This window comes from Sphingomonas sp. CFBP 8760 (genome assembly GCF_014841615.1).
In the GTDB taxonomy this organism is placed as follows: domain Bacteria; phylum Pseudomonadota; class Alphaproteobacteria; order Sphingomonadales; family Sphingomonadaceae; genus Sphingomonas.
In genome coordinates, this window is sequence record NZ_JACYUG010000002.1 from 135,959 (window position 1) to 151,561 (window position 15,603).

Annotated in this window: 10 protein-coding genes; 9 read left to right on the forward strand and 1 reads right to left on the reverse strand. The window is 68.1% G+C overall.

Annotated features, from left to right (window positions below; all coding sequences use genetic code 11):
- Nucleotides 1–16 precede the first annotated feature (16 nt).
- Nucleotides 17–448 carry a response regulator gene (locus tag IFT82_RS03550; protein WP_192124612.1) on the forward strand — a complete coding sequence of 144 codons (432 nt, stop codon included), beginning with the start codon at nucleotides 17–19 and terminating at the stop codon, nucleotides 446–448.
- Between the two features lie 47 nt (nucleotides 449–495).
- Here IFT82_RS03550 and IFT82_RS03555 read toward each other — a convergent pair whose 3' ends face one another.
- Complete coding sequence (locus IFT82_RS03555) at nucleotides 496–1,707, reverse strand: acetyl-CoA C-acyltransferase (protein ID WP_192124614.1); 1,212 nt, start codon at nucleotides 1,705–1,707, stop codon at nucleotides 496–498.
- An 87-nt stretch (nucleotides 1,708–1,794) separates the two neighbouring features.
- On the opposite strand from IFT82_RS03555, the gene IFT82_RS03560 reads away from it, so the two are divergent.
- The 8 genes from IFT82_RS03560 (at nucleotide 1,795) to IFT82_RS03595 (ending at nucleotide 15,553) form a co-directional block, all read left to right on the forward strand.
- Complete coding sequence (locus IFT82_RS03560; protein WP_244646462.1) at nucleotides 1,795–2,043, forward strand: hypothetical protein; 249 nt, start codon at nucleotides 1,795–1,797, stop codon at nucleotides 2,041–2,043.
- 4 nt (nucleotides 2,044–2,047) lie between these two features.
- Nucleotides 2,048–2,791: a prepilin peptidase gene (locus IFT82_RS03565; RefSeq protein WP_342355033.1), complete on the forward strand. Its 744-nt coding sequence runs from the start codon at nucleotides 2,048–2,050 to the stop codon at nucleotides 2,789–2,791.
- Nucleotides 2,761–3,231, forward strand: a complete 471-nt coding sequence (locus IFT82_RS03570; RefSeq protein ID WP_244646464.1) for a hypothetical protein — start codon at nucleotides 2,761–2,763, stop codon at nucleotides 3,229–3,231. The genes IFT82_RS03565 and IFT82_RS03570 overlap by 31 nt, the downstream gene beginning before the upstream one ends.
- 181 nt (nucleotides 3,232–3,412) lie before the next feature.
- Nucleotides 3,413–5,704: an autotransporter assembly complex protein TamA gene (locus IFT82_RS03575; protein WP_192124616.1), complete on the forward strand. Its 2,292-nt coding sequence runs from the start codon at nucleotides 3,413–3,415 to the stop codon at nucleotides 5,702–5,704.
- Complete coding sequence (locus IFT82_RS03580) at nucleotides 5,704–9,927, forward strand: translocation/assembly module TamB domain-containing protein (RefSeq protein WP_192124618.1); 4,224 nt, start codon at nucleotides 5,704–5,706, stop codon at nucleotides 9,925–9,927. The genes IFT82_RS03575 and IFT82_RS03580 overlap by 1 nt, the downstream gene beginning before the upstream one ends.
- 55 nt (nucleotides 9,928–9,982) lie before the next feature.
- Nucleotides 9,983–11,458, forward strand: coding sequence for a flavin-containing monooxygenase (locus tag IFT82_RS03585; protein ID WP_342355034.1), 1,476 nt, complete (start codon nucleotides 9,983–9,985; stop codon nucleotides 11,456–11,458).
- A gap of 410 nt (nucleotides 11,459–11,868) precedes the next feature.
- The gene (locus IFT82_RS03590) at nucleotides 11,869–13,110 is read left to right on the forward strand and encodes an EAL domain-containing protein (RefSeq protein WP_192124620.1); all 1,242 of its coding nucleotides are present in this window, start codon (nucleotides 11,869–11,871) and stop codon (nucleotides 13,108–13,110) included.
- Between the two features lie 4 nt (nucleotides 13,111–13,114).
- Nucleotides 13,115–15,553, forward strand: a complete 2,439-nt coding sequence (locus tag IFT82_RS03595; protein WP_244646466.1) for an ATP-binding protein — start codon at nucleotides 13,115–13,117, stop codon at nucleotides 15,551–15,553.
- The last annotated feature ends 50 nt before the right edge of the window (nucleotides 15,554–15,603 follow it).

Genomic DNA, 15,603 nt, shown 5'->3' on the forward strand with positions numbered 1-15,603 from the left:
CGTGGAAGGAAAGTCCTTGCGTATCCTGGTGGTGGAAGACGAAGCGCTGGTGGCGATGCTGATCGAGGATGCGCTGACCCTGTACGAGCACAAGGTGGTGGGGGTGGCAGAGAACGTCGCGGCGGCGATGGTGATCGCGATGCGCGAGCCGATCGATCTGGCGTTGTGCGACATCCGGCTGGCGGACGGCGACAGCGGCGAGGAGGCGGCGGCGCAGCTGGCCGCGTTCGGCATCCCCAGCCTGTACCTGAGCGGCAACTGCCCCGCGCGCACCGACAATCCGCTGGTGGTGGGCTATATGGCCAAGCCGTTTCCGACCGCGGCACTGGGCCGTGCGGTGATCGCCGCCCATGCGGTGGCGCAGGGGGGACAGCCGCAGGCGATGCCGTCCGGGATGCAATTGTACGACCACGACTGCCGCGCCGGCCCGGCAATCGGACAGGCATGACCGGGTAGGCATAATTCATCAGGGACGAGGGGCAGCGACGCGCCGCGTCAGTCGATCAGTTCCACCGCCATCGCGGTCGCCTCGCCCCCGCCGATGCACAGCGAGGCCATGCCGCGACGCTGGCCGGTCGTCGCCAGCGCCGATAGCAACGTCGCCAGCACGCGGGCGCCGCTGGCCCCGATCGGATGGCCGAGCGCGCAGGCGCCGCCATGGACATTGATGCGATCGTCCGGGATGGACAGGTCGCGCATCGCGATCATTGCCACCGCGGCGAATGCCTCGTTCACCTCGAACAGGTCGATATCGCCGATCAACCAGCCGGCGCGTGCCATCGCCTTGCGCATCGCGAAGACGGGGGCGGTGGTGAATTTGGCGGGCGCATGGGCGTGGGCAGCGTGCGCGACGACGCGCGCGACCGGGGTGAGACCAAGCCGTTCCGCGACCGAGGCCCGCGTCATCACCAGCGCCGCCGCGCCGTCCGAGATGGAGGAGGCGTTGGCGGCGGTGATCGTCCCGTCGCGCGAGAAGGCGGGCTTGAGCGTCGGGATCTTCGCCACATCGCCGCGCGCGGGCTGTTCGTCGAGCGCGACGGTGGTCGAACCCTTGCGGCCCGGAACCTCGACCGCGACGATCTCGCGGTCGAACGCGCCGCTGGTCTGCGCGGCCTGGGCGCGTTGCAGCGACCGGATCGCGAAATCGTCCATCGCGGCGCGGGTGAACTGGTATTCCGCCGCGCTTTCCTCGGCGAAATGGCCCATCAGCCGGCCGGGTTCATAGGCATCCTCCAGTCCGTCGAGATACATATGGTCGTGAAGCGTGTCGTGGCCGATCCGCGCGCCGCCGCGATGACGCCGCGACAGATAGGGCGCGTTGGTCATGCTCTCCATGCCACCCGCGACGATCAGGTCGGCCGACCCGGCCGCCAGCGCCTCCGCCGCCATGATCGCGGCCTGCATCCCCGATCCGCACATCTTGTTGACGGTCGTCGCCTCGACATGGTCGCCCAGCCCGGCGCCGATCGCCGCCTGCCGCGCCGGGGCCTGGCCCAGCCCCGCGGGCAGGACGCAACCCATCACGATGCGCTCCACCGTGGCGGCATCCACCCCGGCGCGGTCCACCGCGGCGCGGACGGCGGCGGCGCCGAGCTGGGTCGCGCTGGCGCCGGCAAGGCTGCCCTGGAACGAGCCCATCGGCGTACGCGCGAACGACAGGATCACGACAGGATCGGTGGCGGCATCGGCGGTCGGGGCGGGGATCATGACAGCTCTCCAGACTATATTTTCGCGCCCTGCGCCGGAGTCGATCACGATCAATGGCGATGCCGGGCGGGTGCGTTACGGCGCGACATGGACAATGCGATCAACATCGTCAAATGGTTCGCCTCCATCTCGGGCATGGCGGCGGCACTGGTGGTGTCGCTCGATCTCGGCCGGGTCGCGACGGGGTGGGGGTTCGTGGTGTTCGTCGCCTCGTCCGTCGCGTGGTTCACCGGCGCGTGGCTGACCGGGGACTGGGCGCTGGCGACGCAGAACGGCGTGCTGTTCGCGATCAACGTGCTGGGGGTATATCGATATCTGGTCCGCAAACGTCTCTGACCCGGTGACCTGGGGCATCGCGCTGGCGGTGCTGGGGGCGATCGTCGGCAGCTTCATCGCGGCGCTGGTGGTGCGCTGGACCGAGGACCGGTCGGTGATGCGCGGGCGATCCGCCTGCGATGCCTGCGGACGGGCGCTGACCCCGGCCGAGCTGGTGCCGTTGCTAAGTGCGCTGGCGCTGCGCGGACGGTGCCGGGGATGCGGGGCGGCGATCGACCCGGTGCACTGGCAGATCGAGGCGATGGCGCTGGCGATCGGCGCGGCGGCGGGCTGGGTCGCGGCGGGGCCGGTGGCGCTGGCGGGGGCGGCCTTCGGCTGGCTGCTGCTGGCGCTGGCGGCGCTCGACTGGCGGGCGTTCTGGTTGCCCGACCGGCTGACCCTGTTGCTCGCGGGGGGCGGGGTGGCGACGGGGATCGTGGGGTGGACGCCGGCCCTGACGGACCGGCTGATCGGCGGCGTCGGCGGATTCGCGCTGCTGTGGGGTATCGCCGCCGGCTATCGCCGCTGGCGGAGGCGTGAGGGTATGGGCGGGGGCGATCCCAAGCTGTTCGGCGCGATCGGGCTGTGGCTGGGCTGGCGGATGCTGCCCGCCGTCATGCTGACCGCCGGCCTGATCGGACTGGGCGTGGTGCTGTTCCGGCAGGCGACAGGGCGGGCGATGACGGCGACGGACATGCTGCCGCTGGGCACGCTGTTGGCGCTGGCGGCTTACCCGGCATGGCTGATGATGATAGGATCGCCGGCATGATCGCGCTGTTCCTCGCCCTGCAGGCCGCCGCCGTCGCGGCCCCGCCTGCCACGTCACCCGCCATGTCTCCGTTGCCCGATGCGCTGGAGCGCCAGTCGCTGCCCGAGCGTGGATGCGCGGCCTATCTGTGGAGCGTGGCCGACCGCAAGCTGGTGGCGGTGGCAGGCGCCGATCCGGCGCGGCTGCGATTGGCGCTGGCCGGGAAGCCCGCCGATCTGGCGCGGGTAGCGCAGGTGGGCACCGGCGAATTCGGGCTGGGCGGCACCGGCGATTATCGGCTGGGCGACATCACCGCGCGGCTGGAGATGACCGTCACGACCCGCCCCGACCTGACCGATGGCGGCGGCGTGCCGCAGGGGGTGCTGACGATCGCACGCGGCGGCGCGGACCAGGTGATCGTGCCGGTCGCCGGGCTGGTCGGCTGCGCGCCGGCACGCTGAACGCCGGCACGAACCGCGCGATCCCGGCTGCAATCTGGTTAATCGACTGAACTCTTTGCCAGGCCACGCGTTGGCGGCAGTGGTTGAGTGTAGTACCGGCAAACGGCGACACTCTTCGAAAGGGGCTTTGCACAGCGTGATCGTATCCGACCGTCGGCATCACTGGTTAGCCGTCGCGCTGATGGCATCGGTACCCGTTTCCGCGCAGATTTCTGCCCCCGGCACCGCTCCCGCCCGTGGGCCGGATGCGCCGCGACCGGCGGATGCCCCCGCATCATCCACGCCGGCCGATCCCGCGCAGGGCAATGGCCCGATCATACCCGATGCCGAATTCGGTGCGGCGCTGCCGCCCCTGTCGGGTGATATCAACGCTCCGCTCGAACCGATGCCGGCCATTCCCGCCGCCGGATCGACGACCACCGCACCGGTTTCACCGGGCGAAACGCTGGGTCCCGTCGGACCCGGGGACCCGGCGCTGACGCAGCCGCTGACCCCGCTTGCCGCGTTCGACGCCACGCCGTTGCAGGATGCCGTCATCGCCAATCCCGACAGCCCGGAAATCCGGTACGAGACGGTGGTGCGCGGGCTGGACGCCCTCAATCTCGACGACGAGTTCAAGTCGCTGTCGGCCTTGCGCGAAGGTGACGGCAAGGCCGCGAACGCATCGCAAGTGGCGGCACGGGCCAGGGAGGACGAAGCGCTGGCGGTGCGGCTGATGCAGTCGCTGGGCTATTACGATGCGACGGCGCTGTCGGTGGTCGAACGGCCGCCGGTCGCGGCCACGGCCCCCGTGGCCACCAATCCCACGGCGACCACTGCGCCGGTCGCCACGCCGGCAACGGCCCCGGCGGCTGCCGCTCCGGCTGCGGATGGCGCGGATACCGCGACCGGGCGACTGCGGGCGATCGTCACCGCCTCCCCGGGGCAATTGTATCACCTGTCGTCGATCACGGTGCAGGCGCCTGCGGTGGTGCCGGAAGACCTGATCCGGCGTAACCTGCCGATCAAGGTCGGCGACCCGATCGAGGCGGCGCGCATCCAGGGGGCGGAGGCCAATGTCAGCCTCGTCCTGCCGCAACAGGGCTATCCCTTCGTCAAGGTCGGCGAGCGCGATATCCTGCTGGAGGATCAGGGGCCGGAACCGGTGGGTGCCTATACGCTGCCGGTCGACACGGGCCCCCGATCGTCGTTTGGGCGGCTGACGACGGTAGCTGGCGCGGTGATGGGCGACAATGCCGGCAAGGGGACGAACGGCGCGGCGCCGGAAACCGTGTTCGGGCTGGATCACCTGAACATCTTCCCCCGGTTCGAGCAGGGGCAATTGTACGATTCGCGGCTGACCGACGACCTGCGCGATGCGCTGGTCGCGACCGGATTGTTCAACAGCGTGGCGGTGGAGCCGCAGCGCACCGGCCGCGCCGGGCCGGACGGCACCGAGGAGATCGACCTGCTGGTCCGCCAGACCAAGGGGCCGGCGCGCACGCTGGCCGCGACCGCCGGCTATTCGACGGGACAGGGCGCGCGGGTCGAGGGAAGCTGGCAGCACCGCAACCTGTTCCCAGACGAAGGCGCGCTGATCGCGACCGCAGTCGGCGGGACGCAGGAACAGGGACTGGGCGCGACCTTCCGCCGGTCCAATGCGGGGCGGCGCGATCGCACCTTCTCGATCATCGCCAACGCCAGCCACCAGAATTACGACGCATATGAGGCCTATATCGGCACGCTGGCGGTTCGGTGGAGCTATGATTCGACGCCGATCTGGCAGAAGAAGTTCACCTATTCCTATGGCGGCGAACTGACCGGCACGAACGAGGACGTGTATGATTTCGACCTCAACCGGCGGCGGCGCGGCACGTTCTTCATCGCGGCCCTGCCGGGGCAGGTGGTGTTCGACCAGTCGGACAGCCTGCTCAATCCGACGCGGGGCTATCGCCTGAAACTGAACCTCAGCCCAGAAACGTCGGTGCGCGGCGGGGTGAGCCCCTATGTCCGCACGATGGTGGAGGGCACCGTCTATTACCCGATCAACGACCGGCTGGTGATCGCGGGGCGCGCCCGCGCCGGATCGATCCAGGGCATTTCGCGTGACGAACTGGCACCCTCGCGGCGTTATTACGGCGGTGGCGGCGGGTCGGTGCGTGGCTACGGCTATCAGCGGCTGGGGCCGTTCGAACCGATAGATCCCGCCGATCCGGAAGCGAAGCGCAACCCCGTCGGCGGTCGTTCGCTCAACGAATTCGCGGTCGAGGCGCGATATCGCTTCGGCAATTTCGGGATCGTGCCGTTCGTGGATGCCGGCAATAGTTACGAGGATTCGCTGCCGACCTTCTCGGCCTTGCGCTGGGGCGCGGGGATCGGCGGGCGTTTCTACACCAATTTCGGGCCGTTCCGCGTCGACGTGGCGACCCCGCTCAATCCGCGACCTGGCGACGGCAAGATCGCCCTCTATATCTCGATCGGGCAGGCATTCTGATGATGGATGATACTGCGCCGGACGGTACCGTCGCCCCGGCCAAGCGGCCGGTGTGGCGGCGGATCGCCAAGGGTGTCGTCATCACGGCGGCGGGCGTCGTGGCGCTGGCGTTGCTGGTGCTGTTCGGGATCAACACCGATCCCGGCCGCCGCTTCGTCGCGGACCAGATCGGCGGGTATACGACCGCATCGGGCCTGAACATCAAAGTGGGGCGGATCGACGGATCGCTCTATGGCCGGATGACGCTGAGCGACCTGCGGGTCAGCGATCCGCAGGGCGTGTTCCTCGACAGCCCGAAGCTGGCGGTCGATTGGCGCCCGTTCGCGTTTGCCAGCAATCATGTCGACGTGCGCGAACTGGTCGCCGACGCGGTCAACCTGCGGCGGCGGCCGGTGTTGAAGCCGACCCCGAGCGACCCCGACGCCCCGCTGCTCCCCGATCTCGACATCGATGTGAACCGGATGAGGATCGGACGTTTCGCGATCGCCGCACCGGTCACCGGGCAACCGCATGTGCTGTCGATCGACGGCATGGTGCATATCGCCGATCGGCGCGCGCAACTGGTGGCGAACGCGACCGCGCTGCGGGCGCCGGGCGTGGCCGGCGGCGATCGTCTGGCGCTGAAGCTGGACGCGGTGCCGGACGACGACAAGCTGGACGTCGACGTGAAGCTGCGCGCGCCGGTCGGTGGCCTGGTGGCGACGATGGGCGGGCTGAAGCAACCGCTGGCGCTGTCGGTCGACGGGCGCGGCGGCTGGGCGGCGTGGCAGGGACGCGCGATCGCGCGGTTGGGCGACGGCGAGCTGGCGAATCTGGGGCTGACCGCCAAATCGGGGCATATCGAGGTGCGCGGCACCACCCGCCCCGGATTGTATCTGGCCGGGCCGGTCGAACGGCTGACCGCCCCGGCCCTGCAGGTGGCGATCGACACGACACTGAACGAGCGGCGGGCGGATACGCGCATCAAGCTGCAATCGAGCGCGCTGGCGGTGGATGCGGGCGGCGTGCTCGATCTGGCCAACAGCCGGTTCGGCCAATTCGCCGTCGATGCGAAGCTACTGACGCCGGGGGTCATCGCGCCCAGCGTCAATGGCCGCGACGTCACCGCGCGGGTGGTGCTGGACGGCGCGTTCGCGACGCCGACGGTCGATTACAAGATCGCCGCCGCCACGCTGGGCTTCGGCGATATCGCCGCGCAGAACCTGTATGCCGAAGGGCGGGCGACGGTGAATGCCGATCGCATCCTGGTGCCGGTGAAGGCACGGGCGCGGCGGGTGACCGGGCTGAATGCGGCGGTCGGCGGGCTGGCGAACAATGTCGCCATCCAAGGCGACTTCGCGATTTCGATGCCGAACATCCTGTCGGACAACCTGCGGATCAGGTCGGACAATATCGATGCGACCGCGATCGTCGTCGCGAACGTGCAGACCGGCCGCTACACCGGCGCGCTCAAGGGGCGCGTCAACAACTACCGCGTCGATTCCATCGGCATCATCGACCTGTCGACCGATGCGAAACTGGTCGCGGGCGCCAATGGCGGGTTCGGCATCACCGGCCGCGTCGTCGCCCAGACCAAGCAACTGTTCAACGACGGCGCGCGCAATTTCCTGGGCGGTAACGCGGTGCTGCGGGCGGATGTCGGATACAGCCCGGAAGGTATCGTGACCTTCGGCGGGTTGCGGCTGAACGCGCCCCAGTTCCGCATCACCCGCGGGCAGGGGCGGTTCGATCCGCGCACCGGGGCGGTGGCGGTGAACGCCGATGCCGTGTCCACCCAATACGGCCCCCTGTCGGCGCGGGTCACCGGATCGGCGACGAACCCGGTGGTCGTGCTGCGTGCGGCGCGGCCGGGGGTCGGGGTCGGACTGGTCGATCTGCAGGCGCGGGTGGTCGGCCGGAACGGGGCCTATGCCGTCACCGCGAGTGGCGGCACCGATTATGGCCCCTTCACCGCGGACGTATTGGTCCGGCCGGGCGCGCAGCTCGCCGTCGATGTGCGGCGCGTGGTGTTCGCGGGCATCGTCGCCAACGGGCGGGTGGTGCAGACCGCCGCCGGGCCGTTCGCGGGGGCGCTGGCGTTCAACGGACAGGGGCTGAACGGCAATGTCCGGCTGGCTAGCCAGGGTGGCAACCAGCGTGCCGACGTGACCGCGCGGGCCTATAACGCCAAGCTGCCGGGGCCGGTCGACTTCACTATCGGACGCGCGATCGTCGATGCCAGCATCGTCATGCTGCCGCGCGCGCCGCAGGTGGTGGCCGACGTGCAACTGGCCGATACCCGTTATGGCCCCACCGTCATCCAGACGGCCCGGGCGAAGGTGAATTATGTCGGCGGTCGTGGCACCGCGCAGGCGCTGCTCACCGGATCGAACGGCGTGCCGTTCCGCGTGGCGGCGAATGCCCGGCTGGCGCCCGACGACTATCTCGTCGCGCTGCAAGGCATGGCGAACGGGATCAACTTCCGCACCGCCAACCCGGCGCGTATCCGCAAGGTGGCGGGCGACTATCGCCTGGCGGCCACGCGAATCGATTTCGATCGGGGATCGGCGCGGATCGCGGGCGCTTTCGGCCGGACGACGAGCGCGCAACTGCGGCTCGACCGGCTCGACCTGTCGGTATTGAGTGCGTTCGTGCCCAATCTGGGCATCTCCGGTCAGGCGACCGGCAGCGTCGATTATGCCCAGTCGGGCGGGTCGGCGATCCCGACGGCGGATGCACGGATCACGGTGGCGCAGTTCCGCCGCACCGGGCTGGCCGCGGTGTCGACCCCGGTCGACATCGTCTTCGCCGGCAATCTGCTGGCCGATGGTGGCGAGGCACGTGCGCTGGTGAAGAGCGGGCAGACGGTGGTCGGCCGGATGCTGGCGACGCTCAGGCCGCTGCCGCCGGGGGCGGGATCGTGGACGACGCGGCTGATGTCCGCGCCGCTGGCGGGCGGCATCCGGTATAACGGGCCGTCGTCGCTGCTGTTCTCCTTCGCGGCGCTGGAGGGACAGCAACTGACCGGACCGATCGCGGTCGCCGCCGATTTCTCGGGACGGGTTTCGGCGCCACGGTTGAACGGCGTGATCCGGGCCGATGCGCTGACCTATGACAACGAAACCTATGGCACGCGACTGTCGCGGATGCAGCTGGCCGGGCGGTTCAACAACGACCGTCTGGAGATCACCCGGCTGGCGGCACGGGCGGGCGACGGCACGGTCGAGGCGCAGGGATCGATCGGGCTGGCGGCCGATTCGGGCTTCCCGATCGATCTGCGTGCCACGCTGAACAATGCGCGGCTGGCGGACAGCGATGCGCTGGCCGCGACGACCAGCGGCACCGTGCGGCTGACCAACGGTCCGCAGGGTGGCCTGATCCGGGGCGAGTTGACGATCCCCAACGCCCGCTACCAGATCATCCGGCAGGGTGCGGCGGAGGTGCCGGAACTGACCGGCATCCGTCGCCGCAGCGCGATGCGGACCCCCAAAGCCACCGACCGGCCCGCCCCGGCGGCACCGGCCGGCCTGTTCAAGCTCGACCTGCGGGTGCGGGCGAACAACCAGCTGTTCGTATCGGGCATGGGGCTCGAATCGGAGTGGGAGATGGACCTGCGGATCGGCGGCACCTCCACCGCGCCGGTCATCACCGGCGGGCTCGACCTGATCCGCGGCACCTATTCGTTCGCGGGCAAGCGGTTCGAGGTCAGCCGCGGCGTCATCCGATTCCGTGGCGGTGCGCTGACCGATCCGGACATTAACATCCAGGCGACCACGACGACCGACGGCATCACCGCGACGCTGAACGTCACCGGCACCGGGCAGCGGCCGCAGATCAGCTTCACGTCCACGCCGAACCTGCCGCAGGACGAGGTGTTGAGCCGGCTGCTGTTCGGCACCAATCCCGAAAACCTGTCGGCGATGGAGGCGATCCAGCTGGCCTCCGCGCTCAACTCGCTGCGCGGGTCGGGCGGTGGCGGACTGAACCCGCTGGGCAAGCTGCGCTCGGCGACCGGGTTCGACCGGCTGCGGGTGCTGGGCGCGGACGACACCACCGGGCGGGGTACCAGCCTGGCGGCGGGCAAATACCTGACCGACGACATCTATGTGGAGATCGTCACCGATGCCCGCGGCTTCACCGCCACGCAGTTGGAGATCGCGCTGACCCGGGCGCTCAGCATCCTGACCTCGACCGGCTCGTTCGGCGGGTCGAGCGGCAGCGTGCGCTATTCGAAGAACTACTGACGGGCCCTCCGCCGGCCGGCTTTACCCTCCGCCGGCGGAGTGGCATGGCCGGCCGATGGAGACGTCGTCCACGACATTGCCCGGCCATGTCGATGTCCTGATCGTCGGGGCGGGGATATCGGGGATAAGCGCTGCCTATCACCTCCGGACCCGCTGCCCCGATTCGTCCTGGCTGATCCTGGAGACGCGGGACGCGATCGGCGGTACCTGGGATCTGTTCCGTTACCCCGGCGTCCGGTCGGATTCGGACATGCATACGCTCGGCTTCTCGTTCCAGCCATGGACTGGCGAGAAGTCGATCGCCGATGGCGCGTCGATCCGCGATTATGTGCAAAAAACGGCACATGATCATGGCATTGATCGACATATCCGATTCGGCATGACGGTGACGGCAGCGTCGTGGTGCGGGGATACCGCGCGCTGGCGGATCGAGGGGGAGGGACCGGATGGCCCCTTCGTCCTGACCGCGTCGTTCGTCGATCTGTGCGCGGGCTATTATGATTATGACGGCGGCCATGCGCCGGAATTTGCCGGGGCGGATGTCTTTGCTGGTCGGATCGTGCATCCGCAGCATTGGCCGGCCGATCTCGATCATCGGGGACGGCGCGTGGTGGTGATCGGCAGCGGTGCCACCGCGGTGACGCTGGTGCCGGCGCTGGCCGGGGACGCCGGACATGTGACGATGCTGCAACGCTCGCCGAGCTATGTCGTGGCGATGCCGGCGGTCGACGCGATCGCGGCCCGGTTACGACGCTGGCTGCCGACCCGATCGGCCTACGCCGTGATCCGCGCGAAGAACATCGCGTTCGGGATGGCGACCTTCGCCCTGGCCCGGCGCCTGCCCACGCGGGTCGCCCACCGTATCGTGGCGGCGGCGCAGAAGGCGATCGGGCCGGCGCACGATGCGGGTGTCCATTTCACGCCGCGTTACCGACCATGGGATCAGCGAGTGTGCCTGAGCCCGGACGGCGATCTGTTCGCCGCGCTGCGGGAGGGGCGTGCCTCCATCGTCACGGACAGCATCGACCGGTTGATACCGGAAGGGGTGCGGCTGGCATCGGGCGCGACCATCCCGGCGGATCTGATCGTGACGGCGACGGGGCTGCGCGTGAAGATGGCGGGCGGGATCGCCTTTCGTGTCGACGGTCATCCGATCGGCTTTGCCGGTCGCCTGCTCTATCGGGGCATGATGTTCGAGGGTGTGCCGAACCTGATCCACACCTTCGGTTATACCAACGCGTCGTGGACGCTGAAGGCGGACCTGACCGCTGCCTATCTGTGCCGGTTGCTGCGACGGATGCAACGGACGGGGGCGCGATCGGTGGTGCCGGTAAACAGCGACGAATCAATGGCGATCCGGCCGTTCGTATCGTTCAGTTCGGGCTATATCACCCGGGCGGCCGATGACCTGCCGGTGCAAGGGGAGCGCAGCCCATGGCGGCTTCGCCAGAACTATCTGCTCGATATGATGACGTTACAGCATGGCACCCTCCGCAATAATGCGCGGAGTGGGTTGCGATTCATGCGATAATGGTCGAAACGAAATCACATCGACAGAAAAGTGATTCGTCACGCAAAAATTAGTTAAAAGTCCGAAGGGGCACTTCCGTGCAAGGGCAAGACGCCCCCTCGAACGATATCATATGTTACCAGGGACGGATGTGTTCGTTGTAGATCAGCGACAGAATGAACTTCAGCATGGTATTCTCCCTCGTTGGCACCCGGGGTGGGGCGCGCCTTCACTCTAATTCCACTTTAACCATAGCTCAATATGGTTAACGAAAGTTATATGCCCTGATCGTGGCTTTTAACCATTTATTCAACCGCCGCGCCTAGCCAACGGCCATGGATCGCGTCGGACCTATCAATCGCGGGCAGTCGCCACAGGAAGGAAGCTCGTCGTTGGTCGGTTCGCCGGCCACCGGGCACGGGACATGTGGCATGGAGCCGAACTACGTCTGCATCATTGCTCAGATCGCCAATTTCGCGGTCCTGCGGCGTCACCTCGGCATGGCGGTGGCTGGCCGGCTGGCGGAAGATGTCGCCGGTGTCGTCGCGAAGCTGATCCCGGATTCGACGGTGGTGGCGACGGCGCGTGATCGCATCGAAATTACCGCGGCCGCAGCTGATCGGGGGGTACTATCCGCCTGGCTGGCGATGATCGACAACGCATTCGAAACGGCCTTCGTGGTCGATGACGAACCCTATGCGATCGATCTGGTGATCGGGGCGGGGATCGTCGGCATCGGCCAGCATGATGCCATCCGGCTGATCGACGAGGCGGAACAGGCGGTCGAGGATGCCCGCGTCGCCCGTGCGCCCGTGGTCCGCGGCGTCGGTGACATCGACACCGCGATACCGGATCGCGAAGCGTTGGCCCGCGACCTTCGGCTCGCGATCGGCAAGGGGGAATTGTTCCTTCACTACCAGCCCAAGGTGCATCTGCGACGCAACCGGGTCGAGAGCGTCGAGGCGTTGATCCGCTGGCGCCATCCGGTGCGTGGACTGATCATGCCGGGCGAGTTCATCGGCATCGCCGAGGAATCGCGCGATATCATCGACCTGACGGTGTGGACGATCCAGCAGGTGATTCGCGATCAGCGCGCACTGGCGCGCGAGGGGCATGACGTCACCGCGTTCATCAACATCTCCGGCAGCCTGTTGTCGGACGCCCGCTTCGTGCGCCGCGCCTGTGCGCTGGTGAAGAGCAGCGGCGCGCGGATCGGTTTCGAGATCACCGAGACGGCGGTGATCCGCGAACCGGAGATCGCGATCGCGCATCTGCATGAATTCGCGGCGATCGGTATCGACATCGCGATCGACGATTACGGCGCGGGGCTTTCGTCGCTTGCCTATCTGAAGAAACTGCCCGCCCGCGAACTGAAGATCGACAAGCTGTTCGTGACGCAACTGACCAGTTCCAACCGTGATCCCCTGATCGTCCGGTCGACGATCGATCTTGCCCATGCGCTGGAGATGGAGGTCGTCGCCGAAGGGGTGGAGACGCCGGCGGCACTGGCGCTGCTGACGGTGATGGGGTGCGATATCGCGCAGGGATATTTCATCAGCCGCCCGATCGATCTGCCGGCGCTGCTGGATTTCCTGGGTAGCGACGCCATCGCCGATCTGGACCCCAAGCGGGCGATGCTGCCCGACCTGGCTCGGGCATTCGGGCGGGCCTGATCCCATGAAACGGATCGGCTGGTCGATGCTGCTGACGATCGCCTGTTCGGCCGCAGGCTTCGCCGCCGACCCGGGCGTGACCCAGTTCGATCGCCAGATCACTGCAGCGCGGGATTCGATGCTCACCAGCCCGCCCAGCGCCAGCAAGGCGGCCACGGAAGCGGCCGTGACCGCCCGCAGAATCAACGATCCGCAAGAACGACGTATTGCCATTGCGACGACCGACTGGTTGCAGGCCGAAGCGAATTCCCGGCTTGGCGATTTCGACAAGGCCAAGCGCTACGTCGATGCGGCTGCCGCCATCATCCTGCCCGGACAGTCCCAGCTTGCCGGTGATATCCTGTTGACCCGTGGGGGCGTCCATGGCGCGCGGTTGGATGTCGCGGCATCATTGCTCGATTATCAGGCGGCGTTCCAGATATTCCGCAAGATCGGCAATGCGCGCAGTCAGGCGATCGCGCTGATGTTGATCGCGTCGCTTTACACCGATGGTCGCGACAATCTTTCCGCGCTGCGCTATCTCGAACAGGCGACGGAAATATATCATGGTGATCCCGGCCTGTTGATATCGCTCCACAACGGACGCGGTGGCGTCTTGCAGGACCTTGGCCGGCATGACGAGGCGGAGGGCCAGTTTCGGCTGGCGATGCACTATGTCGCGCAGGTCAAGAGCCAGGCGCTGGAAGCCACGGTCCTGCGCAACATCGCGCGCAACCGGCTGAAGGCGGGACAGGTCGAGGCCGCCGAACGGGCCGTACGACGCAGCCTGTTGCTGACGGTGCAGGATCGGGATGCCGGGGCGCGGTCGCAACTGCTGGCGGTGGCGGCGCAGGCGGCCGCGCAGCGCGGCAACACGGCGCAGGCGGCCGACCTGATCGAACGGAGTTTCGCCGGCGTCGATCCCACGACGACCGGCGTCGTCTGGCGGGAGGCGCATGCCACCGCCTATGCCGTCTTTTCGAAGCTGGGGCGCGACGATCTGGCCCTGGAACATCTCGCCGCGCTGAAGCGGCTCGACGACGAGGCGACGAAGCTGGCGATCACCACCAGCACCGCGCTGATGGCGGCGCGGTTCGATTACGCCAATCAGGAACTGCGCATCGCCAATCTGAAGGCGGACGAACTGCGCCGGTCGGTCGCATTCGGGCAGGCGCGGGCGCGGATCGAACGGACGATCTTCCTGGGGGTCGGCGGCGCGACCGCGATCGTCATCGCGTTGCTGGCCGCCAGCCTGTTCGCGATCCGGCGCAGCCGCAACGAGGTGCGTGCCGCGAACGACGATCTGGGCCGATCCAACGATGCCCTGGGCAAGGCGCTGGCGGCGAAGACCGAGTTCCTGGCGACGACGAGCCATGAAATCCGCACGCCGCTGAACGGCATCCTGGGGATGACGCAGGTGATGCTGGCCGACGATGCGCTGCACGGGCCGACCCGCGAACGGGTGTCGGTAGTGCATGGCGCGGGACTGACGATGCGCGCGCTGGTCGACGATATCCTCGACGTCGCCAAGATGGAGACGGGGAACCTGTCGATCGAACAGGCCCCGTTCGACCTGCGCGCCACGATCCGGGAAGCGTCACGGATGTGGGAGGCGCAGGCGGCGGCCAAGGGACTGACGTTCGCCGTCGATCTCGACGATTGCCCGACGCGGATCCAGGGCGATGCCGCGCGGGTGCGGCAAGTGGTGTTCAACCTGCTGGCCAATGCACTGAAATTCACCGCGACGGGCGGCATCTCGCTGGCGGCGCGGGCCACGACCGATGGGCGGGCCGTGACGATCGCGGTCGCCGATACCGGCATCGGCATCGCGGCGGACAAGCAGGGGGCGATCTTCGAATCGTTCCGGCAGGCGGATGCCGGCACCACGCGGCAATATGGCGGCACCGGGCTGGGGCTGTCGATCTGCCGCAATCTGGCACGGGCGATGGGGGGCGAGGTGACCGTGACCAGCCGTCCCGGCGAGGGCGCGACCTTCACCGTCACCCTGCCGCTGGTGGCGGTGGCGCCCGAGGCGATCCGGGCAGCCGATCCGGATGCGACGGATGCGACGGGCAGCGCGCTGCTGGTGGTCGATCGCAATCCGATCGGCCGCAGCCTGTGGAAATCGCTGCTGGGGCCGCATACCGATCGCCTGATCTTCGTCTCGACCGCCACCGATGCGGTGGCGGCGCTGGGCGATGGCCGGATCGACCGTGTCCTGATCGACGATGCGACGATCATGGCCGATCCGCTGTCCGATGCCGCGCTGGATACGCTGGCCGGGGCGGCGACGACGGCAGGGGCGGCCATGGTGTTGCTGTGGCCGGCCGATCGCACCATGCCCGATGTGCCGATGATGCGGATCGTGCGCAAACCGGTGGCGGGGCCGGCGTTGATCGCCGCGCTGTTCGGGACGGGACACGACGAACCGTCCGATCGCACGCTTGTATCCGGGATGGCATGACGGCTAGGTACCTTGCCATGAAATGCCGCTTTCCGCAGCGTCCGTTGTCC